Here is a 17,206-nt window from a genome sequence, read left to right as displayed (position 1 = left end):
TATCGTCGGTCTTGCCGATGAATTCCTTATTGGCGCTTTAGGTAGAAGGGGCGGGACGAGAAGTCTCCCACAGTCCGTACTGGCTAGAGTCGGAACCGAGCTTTTAGTCCCGCCCACCCCTTCAAGTCTAAACATACAAGCGAGCCTGCTCACGAAGGCGATGTGTCAGCCAACTTTTCCATTGACTGGTCCACCGCCATCGCAAGCAGGCTCCCGCACAGGGATCCTCGCTAGACTCAGGAGCCGTGCTTGACCTCAGGCGTGAGGCTCTGCGCCAGCTCGACCATCTGCACGAACTCGGCACGCAACCCGAAGGGGTCATCGCCCCGGGCAGAACGGGCCAACTGAGCGGTGTCCTTCAAACTCATCGACCCAGTGTAGCGCCCCTCACCCTTGAGTTGCTGTGCAAAGGCTGCCACCGCGGCCGAGAAACGCAGGTCATCGCTGGCCTTGCCTTCGCCCTGGGCACCGGCAATGGGATGCTCGATCAGCCGGCTGCTGCCGCCCTCAGCGGGCTTGTAGCGTACCCGCAACATCGCCAGCTCACCGGCCTTGCCCTCTTGTTTGGGCTGCGGGCTGGCATAGCGCAGCGGCTCCAGCCAACCCTGCTCACCTTTGGGTACGATTTCATACAGCGCCGTCACCGTGTGCCCCGCGCCGATTTCGCCGGCATCGACCTTGTCGTTGTTGAAATCCTCACGTTTCAGGGCGCGGTTCTCATAACCCAACAGGCGATACTCGCTGACCTGGGCCGGGTTGAACTCCACCTGCAACTTCACATCCCGCGCCACCACCGCCAGGGTCGAGCTGAGCTGGTCCACCAGCACCTTGCGCGCTTCGAGCAGGTTGTCGATGTAGGCGTAGTTGCCGTCGCCGGCATCGGCCAGTTGTTCCATCAGGTGTTCGTTGTAGTTATCCACACCGAAACCCAGGGTCGTCAGAGAGACGCCACTTTTACGCTGGTCCACCGCCATCTGCTTGAGGCTGTCGAAATCACTGATGCCGACGTTGAAGTCGCCGTCGGTGGCCAGCAGGATGCGGTTGATACCTTTGTCGATAAAGCTCTCCCGGGCCATCTGGTAAGCCAGTTCGATACCCGAAGCGCCTGCGGTGGAGCCTCCGGCATTCAACTGATCGATGGCGTTGCGGATCTTGGCTTTATCGCGACCCGAGGTGGGCTTGAGCACCACCCGCGACTCACCGGCATAGACCACCAGGGATACCCGATCCTGATCGCGCAACTGGTCCACCAGCAACTTCAGCGTGCTTTTGACCAGTGGCAGGCCTTCACGACGGTCCATCGAGCCGGAAACGTCCACCAGGAAGACCAGGTTGGCCGGCGCCAGGTCCGCCACGGCGCGGTCGGAAGCCTTGATGCCGATGCGCAGCAAACGGGTGTGAGGGTTCCACGGCGACGGCGCCACTTCGGTGGTCACGCCAAATGGCGAACCATCGGTAGGCAGTGCGTAGGTGTAGGGAAAGTAGTTAACCATTTCCTCCAGCCGCACAGCCCCTTCGGGCGGCAGGCTACCCTGGTTGAGGAAACGTCGCACATTGGCGTAGCTACCGGTGTCGACATCCACGCTGAAGGTCGACACCGGTGTTTCAGCAACGCTGTGGATGGGATTGTCCGGAAGTTTTTCATATTGTTCCCGCGGCTCGCTGCGGTAATCCGCAACGGCGGTATCGCTTGCCACCCGTAGCGAACCAACCGGCGCCGGCACGACCATGCGCTTGACCTGAGACGGCGCGGGGGCGATCTCGTGTTGCAGTTCGGGCTTGGCGGCCGCTGCGGCGGGTTCGGCGGTTCCGGCAGTCTCTCGGGACGAAGACAACCCACAACCCGCCAGCGCCACCAATAAGGTCACGGTGAAGCCCTGGGCTGCAGGACGAAGAAATGGACGGGGACGGGACATGGGCTGAACCTCGTGAATGAATGATCCGTTCACAAGCTCAGACGAGGAGGATTTGCGGTTCGGGTTAACGACAGCAAATTTTTTTTGGCGGCGCAGAAACAGCAGCGCCTGGCCATCGTGGATGCCCAGGCGCAAGAGGCGGCTAGCGAGACGGCACATGACCGGCAACGGGAGATCCAATCATTCAGTCCCGATTTCCACCACCGTTTTCCCTTGTCCGCACCCTCCGGCCACTTGCACAAACGCGTCATTGACCTCGCCCAGGCCAAACCGCCGTGGATCGACCTTGATCCGCAGTTTCCCGGCCTCAACCAGCCCTGCCGCCTCGCGCAGGATCTGGCCATGGCGCTCGCGCCCCTTGCCGGTCAGCAAGGGCATCAAGGTAAATACACCGGAATAACTCGCGCCACGAAACGACAATGGCGCCAGGCTGTGTTGTCCCCAGCCCAGGCAACTGAGGACGTGGCCGGTGTAGGTCTTCACGGCGTTGAACGACGCATCCAGGGTCGGGCCGCCGACCGTGTCATAGACGATGTCGAAGCCCTCGCCATCGGTGTGCAGGCGTACGTAGCTGTCGGTGTCCTCGGATCGGTAGTCAATGGCCGTCGCGCCCAGCTCACGGATGAAATCCAGGCTGCCGATCGAGCCGGTGGCATAGACCTCGGCGCCCCGTGCCCTGGCGATCTGCACGGCCATTTGACCGACACCACCCGCGCCACCATGGATCAGCACTTGCTGGCCGGCACGGACATTGGCGCGATCCACCAGCCCTTCCCAGGCCGTGATGAAGACCAGCGGCAATGCCGCCGCTTCCCGCATGCTCAGTGAAACGGGTTTGGGCGCGATCAGGCGAGCATCAACAGCAATGTATTCGGCCAGGGCGCCTTGAGCGCCGCCGATACCTCCTGCCATGCCGAAGACTTCCTCGCCGAGGACAAAGTCATTCACACCTTCCCCCAACGCTACGACCGTTCCGGCCAGGTCAATTCCTAATACAGCAGGCAGCGGCTGACGAGCATGGGCACCGCCCCCTGCCGCGATCTTGGTATCCAGTGGGTTGATTCCTACAGCGTGGACCTTGATCAAGACCTGTCCCTTGCCCGGAACAGGCCGGGGAATGTAGCGGACGATCAAGGGAGCCTGGGCAGCTTCGGCGACGGCGGCGGGCATGGTGTTGTTGTTCATGACGGTAAACCTCCAATGGGTGGGTAGGTTCATGTTGCGAGCAACGACGCATTCCGATAAGTGAGCAACAATGGATAGGATTTATTCCCCAAAGAGGCCAAATCCCCATGGATCTGTTCGACGCTATGCAGGTATTCGTACGGGTGGTGGAACGCGGCTCGTTCTCGGCCGTCGCCAGGGAACTGAACCTGGGTCAACCGGCAGTGAGCAAACAGATCCGCGGGTTGGAGAAACACCTGGGCGGAGCACTGTTTGCCCGCAGCACCCGCCATCTGGCATTGACCGACCAAGGCCAGCGATTCTACGCCCAGAGCAAGGACATCCTTGCCAGCCTGGACACCGCCCGGCTCAGTTTCGCCAGCGGACAGGAACAAGTCGCCGGCCCGCTGCGCGTGGCGGCGCCAGTGAGTTTCGGACGGTTATGCATAGCACCCTTGGTGGGTGACTTCCTGGCGCTTCATCCACAGGTTCGGATCGATCTGAGACTGAGCGATCACCATGAGGATGTATTGAAGGAAAACATCGACGTGGCCATTCGTATCGGCGCAATCAAGAACGAAGGACTGGTGGCCTTGAAGCTCGGCGAGAGCACGCGCCGGGTGTATGCCTCTCCCGCCTACCTGCAACGGTACGGTACACCACTCGAACCGTCCGACCTATCCCGTCATAACTGCCTGGGGTTTACCCTGCTGGAGCATTATGACGTCTGGCAGTTCGACTGCCAGGGCGAGCGACATCACGTGACGATCAAGGGCAACGTCACCAGCAACAGCAGCGAAGCGATCCGGGAAATGGTGCTTGGCGGGTTAGGCCTTTCGCTTTCACCCCAGTGGTTGTTCGCCGCCGATGTCCGCCAGGGAACCGTGGCCCACGTGCTCGCTCCTTATCAGCCGACGGCATTGCCCATCCACGCGGTATTCAGCCAGGACCGACGCCGCTCGGCACGCACCCGGGCCTTTGTGGACTTTTTGCGCGAACGCCTTTGAAGGCTGAACCTGCAGAGGCGTCTTAGCAGGACTAGGCGTCACACGCCCATGAAGGCTGCGCCGACTTGATGGGCCGCCGCGAAAAAAACATCGCCGCCGCGACGCCTACCGCCCCCATCACGACGCTATACCCCACGCATACCCACGGACTCCATGGCACCAACGCAATCAGTACCAGCGGCGTAACACTGGCCCACAGCGCATAGGCGATGTTGTAGGTGAACGAGATGCCAGAGACGCGGATCTTCGGCGGAAACAGATTGACCATCACCGAAGGCACCGCGCCGACCACGCCGCAACCCAGACCGGCCACGGCGTAGGCCAGGCCCAGCCAGGCACCGCCGTTGATCAGGCTGGCGTAGAGCACGCAGATGCCCAGGGGCAACAGCAGGCTGTAAAGCAGGACGGTGCGCCAGGCGCCGATGCGGTCGACGATGAGGCCGGCCAGGACACAGCCGATGTTCAGGAAGACGATGCCCAGGCTGCTCAAGGCGAAGGTCTGGCCGGGCGTCATGCCGAAGCTCTTCTGCATCACGGTCGGGGTAATGACCACGAACACCACCACGGCGGAGGTCAGTACGCAGGTCAGAATGACGGCGGGCAGCAAGGCCTGTCGATGGTCCCGCAGCACCGTGTGCAACGGCAACTCCGCCGCGCCTTCGCGGTTGGCTTGCAAGGCCATGAAGATCGGCGTTTCGCTCAGCCAGCGACGCAGCCAGACGCCGATGACACCGAAGACTCCCCCCAGCAGGAAGGGCAAGCGCCAGGCGTAATCGAGCATTTCCGTCGGGGTGTAGATACGGGCCAGCGCCGTGGCGGTCAGCGCGCCGAGCAAGTAGCCGAAGGTCAGGCCCGCCTGGAGAAAGCCCAAGGCGTAGCCACGATGGTGGAGCGGGGCATGTTCGGCCACGAACACCCAGGCGCTCGGCACCTCACCACCCACCGCCGCACCCTGCAGGATGCGCAGCGCCAACAGCAGCAGTGGTGCGAAATAGCCGATTTGGGCATAGGTTGGCATCACGCCGATGAGCAGGCACGGCAAGGCCATCATCAGGATGCTCAGGCTGAATACCCGCTTGCGTCCCAGGCGGTCCGCGAAGTGCGCCATAAGGATGCCGCCCAGTGGCCGCGCCAGGTAGCCGGTGGCGAAAATCCCGAAACTTTGCAGCAGGCGCAGCCAGTCGGGCATTTCCGGAGGGAAGAACAACTGGCTGAGGGTCAGGGCGAAGAAAACGAAGATGATGAAATCGTAGATCTCCAGCGCCCCGCCCAAGGCGGCAAGCCCCAGGGTCTTATAGTCGGACCGGCTGAACCGGTCGCCTGGCGGATGGGTGATGGCGGTCATGGGCAGATTGACTATCAGGTGGTTGGAATGGCGAGGCGCCGCCGAACGGAACCCCTCGCCATAAAGTTCACATGGCTTGAGTCAGCGGTGGTAACGCCGCACGACGCTGCTGTTGCGCAACACGTGACCGTTGATCTTTTCCATCAGTTGGGCACGGGTCAGCCCCGCGGGCAACGCATCCGGAGGCAAGTCCAGGGCGAAGAGCTGGATCAGATAGTGATGAGCGCTGTCGCCGATGGGTGGGCAAGGACCGATATAACCGTGGGTATTCTTGCTGTTGATACCGCTCACGCCTTCCAGCGTGGTCTTGCTGCCTGCCCCCGTCGGAATTTGCCGCGTGGTGGCCTTGATGCCGTAAAGGACCCAGTGGTCGACGCCCTGCCCCCTTTGGCCATCCGGATCCAGCATGACGATGGCGTAGCTGAGGGTACCCGGCGGGCCGGCATTCCAGCTCAGGGCAGGGGAAATGTTCTTGCCACCGCAATTGTTGGCGTCACTGGCAGCCGCAGCGGTGAAAAGACGGTCATCCGACACGCCGGGGATGTTGAGCGTAAAGCGCTCCTCGGCCTGGACAGCCCCTTGTGCGCACAGCACCAGGACGAAGGCTGCCAGCCAGGGGGTCAGGGAAGTCAATCGGGTCATACCGGGCACCTTATGCGGGTCAGGCCATGGACGGCCTGCGCACTATAGCCCCAGCACCGCCCGGGTTGCAGTGACAATTATGCTGAACCTCGCTCCAATCGGCCGACTCCAACGAGAAACGCCTGCCGGAGACCGACCATGCCCTTGCATCAAGTCGCCCGCTTCGCGGATGTACGCGAAGACCGCGGCCTCGAAGTCAAGATCAACGAAACGCCCCTCCTGCTACTGCGCGTGGGCGACCAGGTACGCGCCTTCCAGGGCAGATGCCCGCACGCCGGCGCACCGCTGGCCAAGGGTGCGGTGTGTCATGGAAGGCTGATCTGTCCGTGGCACAAGGCGGCCTTTCGGGCCGAAGACGGCGCCCTGTGCGAACCGCCGGCCCTCGACAGCCTGGAGCGCTATCACGTCGAAGTGCGCGACGGCGACATCTGGGTCGATGACCAACCACTGCCCGCCGAGAAAATCCCACCGGCCGACGACCTGCGCACTTTTGTCATCATCGGTGCCGGGGCCGCCGGCACCGCATGCGCCGCAGCATTGCGCGATAAAGGCTTCGGCGGCCGGATTCAGCTGATCGATCGCGAAACCGACGCCGGGTATGACCGCACGGTGCTGAGCAAGTACGTCCTGGCCGGTGACATGACCGTCGACGACACACCCGCGCTGCGAGATGAAACTTATTTCACACAGCAACGCATCGAACGGATTCACGGCGAGGTCGTTGGCCTGGACAGCACCTCCCGCCTGGTTCGCCTGGCCGACGGACAGACGCTGGGCTACGACGCAGCATTGATCGCCACTGGCGGAACGCCCAGGATTCCGGAACTGTCCGGCATCGATCTGCCGCAGGTGTTCGTATTGCGTTCAATGGAGCACACAAGACGGATCCTCGACAGCGTCCGGCCGGGGCAACGGGCGGTGATTATCGGTGACAGTTTCATTGCCATGGAGGTCGCCTCGTCGCTGCGCAAACGGGAGCTGAGCGTCACAGTCCTGGCCCGTCATCCCGTGCCATTCGCGGCGCAGTTGGGCGACAGTGTCGGCCAGGCCATCCTGGCTCGGCATCGAGCCAATGGCGTGGTGTATCACAGCGATGGCGAAGCGGCGCACATCGAAGGTGCCGGCAAGGTTGAGGCGGTGGTACTGGATAACGGCCAGCGCTTTGCCGCAGACCTTGTAGTTGTCGGGATCGGCGTGCGCCCGGCCACCGATCCGTTCGCCGATTTGCCACGGGAAGAGGACCAGTCATTGACCGTCGACGCCGGCATGCGCGTGACTAATGGAATATGGGCCGTCGGCGATATCGCGACATTTCCTCTCAGCGGCCAGCCCCGGCGAATCGAACACTGGCGCCTGGCCCAGCAACAGGCCCGGATCGCGGCGGCGAACATGCTCGGTGGTGAGGAGCATTATCTGGACGTGCCGTTTTTCTGGACCTATCACTTCGGCAAACGCTACGACTACCTCGGCCATGTCGAACAATGGGACGAGGTGCAATTCAAGGGCACTCCCGAGCATCCACCCTTCATTGGCCTGTTGGGTAAGGATGGTCTCGTCGCCGCGGCAGTGGCGTGCGACGAGGGCCGGGCCATGGCGGCGCTGGCCCAACGCATGAAACAGCCGCTGCCGGTGGATGAGGCGTGGCGGTTGATCCGGGATTTTTCAAGCGCCTGACCCATCGCGTTCGCGGGCAAGCCCGCTCCCACATTGATCTGAGTTGTCTCCAAGCTTGGTGTTCAACATCAATTCCTGTGGGAGCGGGCTTGCCCGCGAACGCGTCAGCAGCCTCTACACAGCATTATCGGTCGGAAGCTTGATAACCCGTGCCTGCTCCAACGGCGCCAGGGGTGGCGGGGGCAATTCCTTGCTCAACACATGGAAGTGCGGCACCACGTGGCTGATGTCACCGTCCTGGTTGTTGTGGATGACTTTGGAACCAGGCCGGCGCAGAGTGTCCAGGCGCTCGTCGGTCAATTTGAAACTGTCGCTCAAACCCTGGTCATCAACCACCGGCGCCGGCAGTCGACGCTGGGCGAAACTCTGGCTTTTGCGCTGCTGATAACGCGCCCAGGCAATCAGGATGAACGCGTTGACCAGCGCCACCCAGCCATAGATCTGCAGCGTCCCGAGGGTGTCCAGCCACGTTCCGCCAAAGCGCGGCCCGGCATGGCTGTCGAACAACGGCCAGAGCCCATTGACCAGCAGGTACAGCAGCCCGACCCATGCCAGCACTGTGAAGAACACATCGATGAGCACCAGAAAAGGCCTTTGCCGGGTCCTGATAATTTTCATCGGATCACCTCCTCTTCTTCACCAAACGGTTTGATCCCCCGATCCGGGCTGACCCAGCGTGCACGCTTCTGATGCTGCCCGAACAAGACTTTCGGAAAACTCACCAGGGTGGTGAACAGGCTGATCAACCAGAACACCAACGGATACCAGACCACCCAGAACATGATGTGCCACAGGCCCTTTTCATAACGCCGATCAATGAGGATGCTCACCGCGAACTGGACCAGGCACACCACCGCCAGCAACAGCCCGGTGAAAGCCGGCGGCATGAGATGCTCGACCGCAATGGCCGCCGGCATCTCGACGAATTTACCCGTGCCCCAGAACGCCACCGACAGCAGGAACGTGAACGCCCACCCCGTCGACAGGCAATATTCGAACAGTAGCGGCCACAGGTAGCGATGGCGGTATTGCCAGATGCCACGGATATTCTTGAACAGCACCTCGGCACCGCCCTGGGCCCAGCGCAGCCGTTGCCGCCACAGGCCGCGCAGGGTTTCGGGCATGAGGATCCAGCACAGCGCACGGGGCTCGTAGAAGATGCTCCAGTGGTCCAGTTGCAGCTTCCAGCTGATGTCGATGTCTTCGGTGATCATGTCCGGGCTCCAGTAGCCGACCCGGTGCAGGGCCGTGCGACGGAAGGCGACGATCACGCCAGAGACGGTAAAGATCCGCCCGAAGACCCGCTGAGTGCGCTTGATCAAGCCGATGATCGAGGAAAACTCGCCCACCTGGACCCGACCCACCAATGTCGAGCGGGTGCGGATACGTGGGTTGCCAGTCACCGCGCCAAGACGGGCGTTCTCCAGCATCGGCGCGACCAGATAGGCGCAGGTATTGGGCGCCAGCAGTGCATCGCCGTCGATGCACACCAGGTATTCGCTGCGGGCCGCGATGGCGCCCATGCGCAGGGCCACGGCCTTGCCCTGGTTCTCCGCCAGGTGCAGCACCCGCAGGCGTGGATCCTCCAGCGCCAACAGATCGAGGACCTGGCCGGTGTTGTCCTTGGAGCCATCGTTGATGGCGATGACTTCGATGTTCGGGTAATGCTGGCCCAGCGCTGCGTGAATGGTGTCGGCGACGTTGTCGCCCTCGTTGAAGCAAGGCACCAGGATGCTGATCAGCGGCTCACCGGCCAGGGGCGGTGGCAAGGTGTCGTCCTTCCACGGCCAGTGGCGCTCCCAGTGCAGCCAGAAATACAGGCCACCGGCAATCCACAGGCCGGACATGAACAGCGGGTAGAAGAACACGAAGTCCATCAGGAATTGCCCGGTGACCAGGAAGATCAGGCCCAGGGGCACCCCAAGGACGATCGCCAGCACCAGCAGGGCGAGCAGTCTGTCGAGCATGTCAAGGATTCCACTTGTTGGAGAGCGCCGGCCGCACGGTTTTCACCGCCGGCTGGTCTTCGATGAAGTTGTCCGGGTAGTAGCCGAAACTGGTCACGCCCTGACGTTTGAGGCGTCCCATCCAATCAGCCAGTTGTTCACCCTCGATATCGCTGACCGGCTTACTGTCCCAGTCACGGGCCTGCAACTCGAACACCGTGCGCTTGATGGCGCCGGGGCGGGCCTTGACGGTCTGTACCAGGCGCTCCAGCCACGGGCCGGACTGCGCGCGGGTCTGTTTCTCCATCAACGGCATGGCCATCGGTGCCGTCCAGTCATAAGCGCCGAGGAAGTCATCGAGGTTCTGGGCGAACCAGGCTTCGCTTTCTGGGTTGAGCATCGGTTCGGCAAAGATATTGCGCGCTGTCAGCACCTGCGGGCCACGAATCGCCTGGACCTTGGCGGTGAGTTCACGGGTGAAATCGATCAGGTAACGGCTCTTGAAGCGGGTCCAGCGTTGCATCGCTGCCGGGTCTTCGCGCAGCGCCGCGATGGACGTCGGCAGGCCGTTGGCCGCATAGACTTTGAGGGCGGCGGGGCCGGCATCCTCGAAGTCGGAAAACACCGCATCGTCGTGGTACAGAACGCCGTCCACCGAACTCATCCGCGCCAGGTCCTCATAGATCTCGCCGATGACCTTGCGCACGGTCGGATCGAACGGTGACAGGCGCACATATTGGTCTGGGGCAATGCCGGTCTTGCCGGTTGCCGGATCCCAGCGCTGTACGCGCGGCAGCTTCGCATCCAGGGCAAAACTGAGCACCGGCATCCAGGCATAGACCTTGGCATTGGCCCGCGTGCGCAACTGCCACGCCACCCGGTCGAACAGATCGGCCCGTACCGGCAGATGACGATTGGGAAAGTACAGCGAATGCACCAGGCCATCGCCTTTCGGATCGGCGAACGCCTGCAGGAATACCGTATTGGCGCCCAGGTCATAGATGCGCTGGATCAATTTGCCGACGTTGGCTTCCTGCTGCACGGGGTCCGGGTCGTAGACGTAATCCAGGTCGACATGGACCACGCGCATCGGATCCATCGTCTGTACAGACACGATGCTTTCGGCGAAATGTGCGCCGTCCGGATCGGAGGCCACCAAAAACCGCGGCCCGCTCATCAGGTTATCGAGGCTGTCGAGGCCGTCCTCCAGGGTCAGGGCCATTTTATAACCCTCGCTGTCGATCACCTGCAGCGCGGTGCCATCGGCTTCCCCGTATGGCCATACCCAGATTCGCGGACGGTAGCCGGTGACCTTGCGGATTTTCTCCGAGATCGACGCCACATCCTTGCGCAGGCGAGCCTGGAAGTCGGCCTCGGTTTCATAGCGACCGGTAGCGGGATCGTAGCGCCGGGTGGTGGCCGCGGGTTGCTGGTTGCCTTGCGGGTTGGCGAGTACGCCTTTGTGATTGGCGTCGGTGTGGGCAGCGATTTCCACCAGACCCGATTTCGACACTTCGCGAATCTGCTCCCAGGTCAGGAACTCGGAACGCTTGCGCGGCACCCCGGCGAAATCCACCGGTTGGTTCAGTGGCGTATCGATCCAACTGCCCACCGGCGCCAGGATCGCCGGCCAGTTATAAGCTCGCAGGATCGGCATGACCCGGGTGTAGAAACTCGCATAGCCGTCGTCGAAGCTCAGCAGCACCGCACGCGGCGGCAGCTCGGGGCCGCCGTTACGGGCGTGGATGATCTGGTCCACGGTAACCGGCTGATAGTTGTTTTCCCGCAGCCACGCCAGTTGTTCGATCAGTCGTTCAGTGCGCACGGCCACCAGCGCCTGGTCCGGATCCAGGTCCTCGACGTCATGATAGGCGATGCCGAGCACATGGTTCTTCGGCCACGGCTCGTCGTTGGCCGCCAGTGGCCGTTGCGAGGGCGGCGTGAACGCCGGGGCCTGCTGGGCACACGCGCTGATCAGCAAGACCCCCAGCAGCAGGATGAATCGCAAAATGACGGGCATCTTCAAACTCTTCTAGAAGCGGTAGGTGAGGTCGACAAGCAGGCGCAGATCGCTTTCACGATCGCCGTCGTAAGGGCGGTTGAGCCAGCTCAGCGTAGCGCCCGTCTCGAGCACGTCGTTCCAGAGGAAGCGCTGGCCGTAACCGAGCAGTCCCATGGCGCCGGTGCCGTAGTCGCGCTGGCTGTAGCTGCCGGCACCGACCTGGAATTGCTGGCTCCATGCGGTTTCATAACGGCGATACAACACATGGTTGGCCGTGACGGTCGGCATGACGCCGAGGTCCGACTTGGGGTTGAAATAGGGCACTTCGTTGGAGCCACTGTTGCGACTGGCCGCGACCTCCAGACCCATTTCCACCTGCAGGCGCGGTGTGCTGTAGAGACCTTCGCGACCGGTCAGCAAGGTCTCGAGACGGTTGTTGCCATCGCTGAAATGGGACGGGCTGACCGTCAATCGCCACTCGCGGCTTTCATGGGCTCGCCAGCGGATGAAACCGCTGCCGCCATTGGCGCGAATGCCGCTGTTGAGGGCACGCAGCGGCGTGTTGGCCGAGAGGTAATCCAGGCTGCCGCCGTACTGCCAGTGATCATCGATATCCCGGGCCAACGCCACGCGCGCGCCCTGTTTGTCACCGGAGCCATAGACATGATTGGAGACTTCTGCCTCCAGGGTCATGTCGCGGCTGCGGCGCTCCACACCCAGGCGCTGCCAACGATGATGGCCGGTGCCTTCCTCGAAGTCGCCCGTGGCGTAGCCGACGCCGCCGAACAACCGCCAGTCCTCGTCGATGGGTGGGCTATAGAGCAACGTTTCGATACCGAAGTCCCGGCTGCCAGTGACCGCACCGGCATCGCCGTTGCCGCCGCCATAACTTTTGCCGGTGTAGGCCTCGATGCGCAGCTCAGCCATGTCGTGCACGTCGCGCTGGCGTTGCAAGCGTTTGACGTGGGCGTTTTCCGGGTAACGAGCAACGACATCGTCGGTCAGCGCATCCAACTGCCGCCATTCCTGTAAATCCATGGCGGCGCGGGCCTGGGCGACTTCCAGGTCCCGACTGCGCGGGGTGGTCGCCTCGACTTCCTTAAGCAGGTTTTCCGAACGTCGCGGCCAATCCCGGGCCTGATACAGATCGGCCTGGGCCAGCCGCAGGCCGATATTGCCAGGCCCTTGGTTGACCAGGGCTTCCAGACGCGCTTCGGCGGTAGGCAGATCGGCACCATAGGTGCCGGACTGGGCGGCGAGCAGTTGGGCGTCCATCCATTCGTCGTTGGGGTTGCCGATTGGCAAGCCCTTGAGCTCGACCCGTGGACGCTGGGACTTTGCCAGGTCTTCGGCCCAGGCCCGGGCCTCTTCGGATCTGTCGCTTTCCAGCAACGCGTAATAAAGCGCGGTACTGTCTTCGAAGCGATCCGCGACATCGGCGTCCGGTGCGCTCAACACCCGCCGGTACAGGTCGACGGCGATCTCCGGCTCACGCTGCTCCAGGTAGGAGGACGCCACCCAACGCAAGGCATAGGTGGGAATACTCACACCTTCGGCGATCAATTTCTGGTACTCGGCGATCACTTCCGCCCGTCGCGCCCGGGCGTTGAGCGCGCCCATGCGGTCAATTCGCCAGCGGAGTACGTCATCATGGGCCTCGGCCACCGGGGTCCAGCTGGCGAGCAACTTATCGTAATCGGCCAGGGCACGATCAGCGATGACGAAGCGTTCCTTTTCGCTGCGGCTGGCCATGTCCGCCAGGCGAACCCGCTCGGCTGCCACGTCGCCTTCCAGGCGCCGCTGCACGCCACGGTCAATCAGACCCGGCTGCAGACGGGCCAGGCGCAATGCCGGCTCCGGCAGGCGGGCACGCTGCAGGGCATTGATGTATTCCCTGGCGATTTCGGGCCTGCTGCCAGCGCGAGAGAACGCCTGGTCGTATTCGAACAGCGCTTCGTGAGGGTTGTTGGCACGGGTCAAGGCATAGCCCAAAGCCATCCGACGCGTCGGGTCTTCCGGCTTCGCGGCGACCATGGCCCTTGCGCGATTGACGGCTTCATCAGGCTTGCCGGCATCGGCCTGGGTCAAGGCCAGGCCGAGTTGCAGGTCCGGGTTCTGGGGATCGATCAGTAGCGCCTGGCGATACAGCGCGGCGGCCGAATCCCAACGCTTGAGGTTGCGGTAGGCACGAGCCGTTGCGCTCAGCGCCTGAACCGGCAGGTTGCGATGGCGCCCCTGGGTTTCGTAGACCTTTACCACCTCGGTATCAAGGCCGGCCCAACTGGCGATCTGCAGATAATCACTGATCTGGGCGGTACTGGCTTGTTCGGCAGGTAGCTGACGCAACAGGGTCAACGCAGGCGTGTAATGACCGGCACGGGCGTCGAGCACCATCTGATCATAAGCGGTATCAGCGAATGCGAAGGCCGGCCAGTACAACTGGCTGCACAACACGACGCCAAACAATGGGCGCAAACCGCATTGAAAAAAGGGACCCACAGTACGCGGCATTCGTCAGCATCCTTACATGGCCAGCCGGGTCGCAGTGCCCCCTTGCCCATCAAACAGGAAGCCGGATCAAAGGAATCCAGCCAAGCTCTAATGGGCCTAGTCTTGCATTGCGGGGCCGGGCATTTTCGAGAACGCCACAATTCTTCAGAATCGATACAGATTCAGCCCTGATCCGAAGGCGAAAAAAAACCGGCCCGTGCGCAAGGCACGGACCGGTCCTGGATGTTGCTGAGGTTATTGAGCGGCGACGCCACCACCCATCTGGTTCATCACAAACGCGGTGAATTCTTCGACCGTCATTTTCTTACCGTTGAAATCAACCTGATTGTTGGCATAGCGCAGCTTGGTTACCACGTCGTTGCCTTCCAGGGTCGCCAACTGCATACCCACTGCCATGGCGCTGAACATATCGCTGGTGGCCAGGGCCTGATCCGCGATCAGCTTGACGTCGGTCTGGCCTTCCATCTGGGCTTGCACGGTCGCCAGGTCCACCAGCATCGGCTTGGACACTTTTACGTTGAATTCCAGCAAGGCAAGCAACTGACGACCGAGCTCATCGGGCGGCAGGTCCATCGATTGCGGCTTGGCCAGATCGACGACCAGGCTCGCACGGCTTTCACCGCTGGCGGTACTGAACGACAGATTCTCCAATGCTATCTGCGGGCCAGCGGCCAGGAGTTTTTCCAGATCGGCCTTGACCTGAGCCTCTTCGGCCTCGGTCAGGTTCAGCTCTGGAGCAGGCTCGCCAGCTTCCGCGGCTTCGGCGGCGGCTTTTTCATAGGGCTGCAGCTTGGCTTGGTAAACCTGCATCAGCGACATGGTGGCGGGGATGTCGAGATTCTTCGCGCTGATCGCCATTTGCACGGCGCCAATGGTCTTATCGTTGAATGACAACTCACCGATCTTGTAATCGGCACGCCCCGAAGCGCTGGTACCGCTTTCGGTACTGCTGTTCTTCATCTCGATATTCTTCAGGCCCACCACCGACTTCTGCTCGCCGAAGCTGGCCTTGATGTTGCTCAGAATCAGGGCGTTATCGCCCATGTAGTAGCCGTAGCTGCTCTTGCTCAAGTTGCTGGCAAGGGTCAGGCCATTCAGCTCAACCAGTACCGGGCTCTGATCTTCCGCGACGCTGGTCAGCTTCAGGCTGTCCATGTAGCCGTCGGCCTTGATCTTCTGGGCCTGGGCATTGGCGGCCAGGTCGAGTTTCAAACCGGAGAATACGACTTGGGACTGCTCATCCAGCTTGGCGTCCAGAGGCAGCAACTCCAGCGTGCCGTTGACCGATTGGTCATAGCCCAGGTTGAACACGCCTTTGAGCGGCGATTTATCCTTGGCGGCGGCGAACCATTTTTCGGTCAGCGGAGTCCGCTCGATTTCGGTGTGGCTGGTAGCCATGACCGGCAGCCATTTGAGGGTCATCAGACGGGAAAAAGGCAGCGGGCCATGTTCGATGTTGTCCACGACCAGCAGCTCGACCGCTTCGCCACCAAACATGTCGCCTTCACCCTTGAGGCGATAATGGGCGGTGCTGCTGAAGATCCCACGATCCAGCGAAACCAGCTCGATGGAGGACGAGCTGTTGGAGCCGGCCAAAGCAGTCACCATCTGCTTGTTACTTTCGGCAATGGCAGTTTGCAGCACGCCCTCAAGCTTGGTTCCGGTGTACCAAGCGCCGCCCGCACTGACGGCTCCGATCGCTACAACGATTCCCAAGAGTACGCTTGCCGATTTATTCATAAGTGACCCGAACGATATCCATGGTTGAAAAAAGCCGTCGTCTTCCCTGACCCGCGAAGGGTGTGGCTTGACGCCGTAGAGTGGGGGTGGAGATTATCATCAGGCGCCCTTGTGGGCCCAATGTTTAAAGGGGGAAAAGCAAATTCTTGAGAGGTGGTCTACGAATATTGGACTTCGATTTCGTCCAATTGATGATCGAATGTCCTGAGCCGCGCCGTCCAGGTGTACACCAACACCTCGAAATCGCGATTGATGACCGCTGCGCCGGATGACTCTGCACGAGGGTCACAGAAGTCCAGTTGATAACGTTCGCGGGCCATGGCATTGGCAACATCGCACAGCTCGCGGGCATTGTTGAGCCAATGCCAGCCATCCTGGGCGACTTGCTTGTCCAAAGCGGCACATTGGATTTTCAGGGCCTCGAGGCTTTTTTCCAACGGAGTGCCCGTGAGTTCGCCCATGACCTCCTGGAAAGTGCGACCAGGCTGCCAATAGCTGCCCCAGAAATAACGGTCGAACACTGTTTCGACCCTTCTCAATGCAACCTTGGTATCCCAGATCAGCACCAGGGTTTTGCCTTGTCCGAGATGTTTTTTCTTGATGCGTTGCCCTTGCAGTGACGCCCAGGCAACCACGGCGATGGATATCACGCCGATCAGCGCAGAGGCACTGTCCAGGAATATCAGCGCTTTTTCGATCTGGTGAGTCAGCATGACACCATAAAAATAAGTCGCCGAAAGCAGCACCAAGGCCGCGATGGCGCACCAGAAACCGGGAGCATAAGGGTTTTTCATTATTGGAATCCCCATGACCAGTGACGCATTGGTGTCGCGGGTTCGGTTTTTCGTCAGTCCCCCGACACTCACAGCATAGCAACGGCCCCGGGGTTTGCCGGGGTGTCGACAGCAAATGAGGGGCAAGATCCGATTACCGGCCCAAAACGAAAAAAACCCTGTCTGCGTCAGCAGACAGGGGTTTTGGGAATTCAATCTTGACGATGACCTACTCTCACATGGGGAAACCCCACACTACCATCGGCGATGCATCGTTTCACTGCTGAGTTCGGGATGGGATCAGGTGGTTCCAACGCTCTATGGTCGTCAAGAAATTCTGTGACCAGCCCGTCCAACAGCAACGTGCCGGTGAAAATCGATAACTTCTACTAAAACAAAACCCCTACCTGCATCAGCAGATAGGGGTTTCGGAATTTAATCTTGACGATGACCTACTCTCACATGGGGAAACCCCACACTACCATC

At 61.4% G+C, this 17,206-nt stretch carries 12 protein-coding genes and 1 rRNA gene; 2 read left to right on the top strand and 11 right to left on the bottom strand.

The features are described 5' to 3' along the window. Window positions 1-236 precede the first annotated feature (236 nt). A complete protein-coding gene (locus FBY02_RS27340) occupies window positions 237-1,916 on the bottom strand; it encodes a VWA domain-containing protein (protein ID WP_144931568.1) in 1,680 nt (559 codons plus the stop codon). Between the two features lie 180 nt (window positions 1,917-2,096). Further along, window positions 2,097-3,101: a zinc-dependent alcohol dehydrogenase family protein gene (locus FBY02_RS27335; RefSeq protein ID WP_256662576.1), complete on the bottom strand. Its 1,005-nt coding sequence runs from the start codon at window positions 3,099-3,101 to the stop codon at window positions 2,097-2,099. 107 nt (window positions 3,102-3,208) lie between these two features. Here FBY02_RS27335 and FBY02_RS27330 point away from each other — a divergent pair, with 107 nt between their 5' ends. Beyond that, entirely contained in the window at window positions 3,209-4,087 is an 879-nt protein-coding gene (locus tag FBY02_RS27330) for a LysR family transcriptional regulator (RefSeq protein ID WP_144931566.1), read from the top strand. Between the two features lie 31 nt (window positions 4,088-4,118). Here FBY02_RS27330 and FBY02_RS27325 read toward each other — a convergent pair whose 3' ends face one another. Both FBY02_RS27325 and FBY02_RS27320 read right to left on the bottom strand, forming a co-directional pair. After that, window positions 4,119-5,432, bottom strand: coding sequence for an MFS transporter (locus FBY02_RS27325; RefSeq protein WP_144931564.1), 1,314 nt, complete (start codon window positions 5,430-5,432; stop codon window positions 4,119-4,121). A gap of 81 nt (window positions 5,433-5,513) precedes the next feature. After that, on the bottom strand, window positions 5,514-6,074 hold the full coding sequence (locus FBY02_RS27320) for a YbhB/YbcL family Raf kinase inhibitor-like protein (protein WP_144931562.1): 561 nt from the start codon (window positions 6,072-6,074) through the stop codon (window positions 5,514-5,516). Window positions 6,075-6,212: 138 nt separating this feature from the next. Between FBY02_RS27320 and FBY02_RS27315 the strand changes: the two genes are divergently transcribed. Beyond that, window positions 6,213-7,748, top strand: a complete 1,536-nt coding sequence (locus FBY02_RS27315; RefSeq protein WP_144931560.1) for an FAD-dependent oxidoreductase — start codon at window positions 6,213-6,215, stop codon at window positions 7,746-7,748. A gap of 114 nt (window positions 7,749-7,862) precedes the next feature. Here FBY02_RS27315 and pgaD read toward each other — a convergent pair whose 3' ends face one another. The 7 genes from pgaD to rrf all read right to left on the bottom strand — a co-directional run bounded on the left by pgaD (window position 7,863) and on the right by rrf (window position 17,052). Then, window positions 7,863-8,366 carry a poly-beta-1,6-N-acetyl-D-glucosamine biosynthesis protein PgaD gene (pgaD, locus tag FBY02_RS27310; RefSeq protein WP_144931558.1) on the bottom strand — a complete coding sequence of 168 codons (504 nt, stop codon included), beginning with the start codon at window positions 8,364-8,366 and terminating at the stop codon, window positions 7,863-7,865. Continuing rightward, entirely contained in the window at window positions 8,363-9,715 is a 1,353-nt protein-coding gene (gene pgaC / locus FBY02_RS27305; RefSeq protein ID WP_144931556.1) for a poly-beta-1,6-N-acetyl-D-glucosamine synthase, read from the bottom strand. The genes pgaD and pgaC overlap by 4 nt, the downstream gene beginning before the upstream one ends. Before the next feature lies 1 nt (window position 9,716). Beyond that, entirely contained in the window at window positions 9,717-11,714 is a 1,998-nt protein-coding gene (gene pgaB / locus FBY02_RS27300) for a poly-beta-1,6-N-acetyl-D-glucosamine N-deacetylase PgaB (RefSeq protein WP_144931554.1), read from the bottom strand. Between the two features lie 12 nt (window positions 11,715-11,726). Beyond that, entirely contained in the window at window positions 11,727-14,207 is a 2,481-nt protein-coding gene (gene pgaA / locus FBY02_RS27295) for a poly-beta-1,6 N-acetyl-D-glucosamine export porin PgaA (protein ID WP_144931552.1), read from the bottom strand. 234 nt (window positions 14,208-14,441) lie between these two features. Then, window positions 14,442-15,947 carry a YdgA family protein gene (locus FBY02_RS27290; RefSeq protein WP_144931551.1) on the bottom strand — a complete coding sequence of 502 codons (1,506 nt, stop codon included), beginning with the start codon at window positions 15,945-15,947 and terminating at the stop codon, window positions 14,442-14,444. 158 nt (window positions 15,948-16,105) lie between these two features. Beyond that, complete coding sequence (locus tag FBY02_RS27285) at window positions 16,106-16,741, bottom strand: NADH:ubiquinone oxidoreductase subunit N (RefSeq protein WP_144931549.1); 636 nt, start codon at window positions 16,739-16,741, stop codon at window positions 16,106-16,108. Between the two features lie 195 nt (window positions 16,742-16,936). Beyond that, window positions 16,937-17,052, bottom strand: a 5S ribosomal RNA gene (gene rrf, locus FBY02_RS27280). Between the last annotated feature and the right edge of the window lie 154 nt (window positions 17,053-17,206).

Origin of the sequence: Pseudomonas sp. SJZ078 (genome assembly GCF_007828255.1) — a bacterium.
In the GTDB taxonomy this organism is placed as follows: domain Bacteria; phylum Pseudomonadota; class Gammaproteobacteria; order Pseudomonadales; family Pseudomonadaceae; genus Aquipseudomonas.
Note: the sequence above shows the minus strand (reverse complement) of the source record. Positions and strands in the feature narration are given on the sequence as shown.

Excerpts from the sequence above, each read along its gene's own strand:
- FBY02_RS27335 (WP_256662576.1), bottom strand. The coding sequence starts at position 3,101 with ATGAACAACAACACCATGCCCGCCGCCGTCGCCGAAGCTGCCCAGGCT.
- FBY02_RS27330 (WP_144931566.1), top strand. The coding sequence starts at position 3,209 with ATGGATCTGTTCGACGCTATGCAGGTATTCGTACGGGTGGTGGAACGC.
- FBY02_RS27325 (WP_144931564.1), bottom strand. The coding sequence starts at position 5,432 with ATGACCGCCATCACCCATCCGCCAGGCGACCGGTTCAGCCGGTCCGAC.
- pgaB (WP_144931554.1), bottom strand. The coding sequence starts at position 11,714 with ATGCCCGTCATTTTGCGATTCATCCTGCTGCTGGGGGTCTTGCTGATC.
- FBY02_RS27320 (WP_144931562.1), bottom strand. The coding sequence starts at position 6,074 with ATGACCCGATTGACTTCCCTGACCCCCTGGCTGGCAGCCTTCGTCCTG.
- FBY02_RS27290 (WP_144931551.1), bottom strand. The coding sequence starts at position 15,947 with ATGAATAAATCGGCAAGCGTACTCTTGGGAATCGTTGTAGCGATCGGA.
- FBY02_RS27285 (WP_144931549.1), bottom strand. The coding sequence starts at position 16,741 with ATGAAAAACCCTTATGCTCCCGGTTTCTGGTGCGCCATCGCGGCCTTG.
- FBY02_RS27340 (WP_144931568.1), bottom strand. The coding sequence starts at position 1,916 with ATGTCCCGTCCCCGTCCATTTCTTCGTCCTGCAGCCCAGGGCTTCACC.
- pgaA (WP_144931552.1), bottom strand. The coding sequence starts at position 14,207 with ATGCCGCGTACTGTGGGTCCCTTTTTTCAATGCGGTTTGCGCCCATTG.
- pgaD (WP_144931558.1), bottom strand. The coding sequence starts at position 8,366 with ATGAAAATTATCAGGACCCGGCAAAGGCCTTTTCTGGTGCTCATCGAT.
- pgaC (WP_144931556.1), bottom strand. The coding sequence starts at position 9,715 with ATGCTCGACAGACTGCTCGCCCTGCTGGTGCTGGCGATCGTCCTTGGG.
- FBY02_RS27315 (WP_144931560.1), top strand. The coding sequence starts at position 6,213 with ATGCCCTTGCATCAAGTCGCCCGCTTCGCGGATGTACGCGAAGACCGC.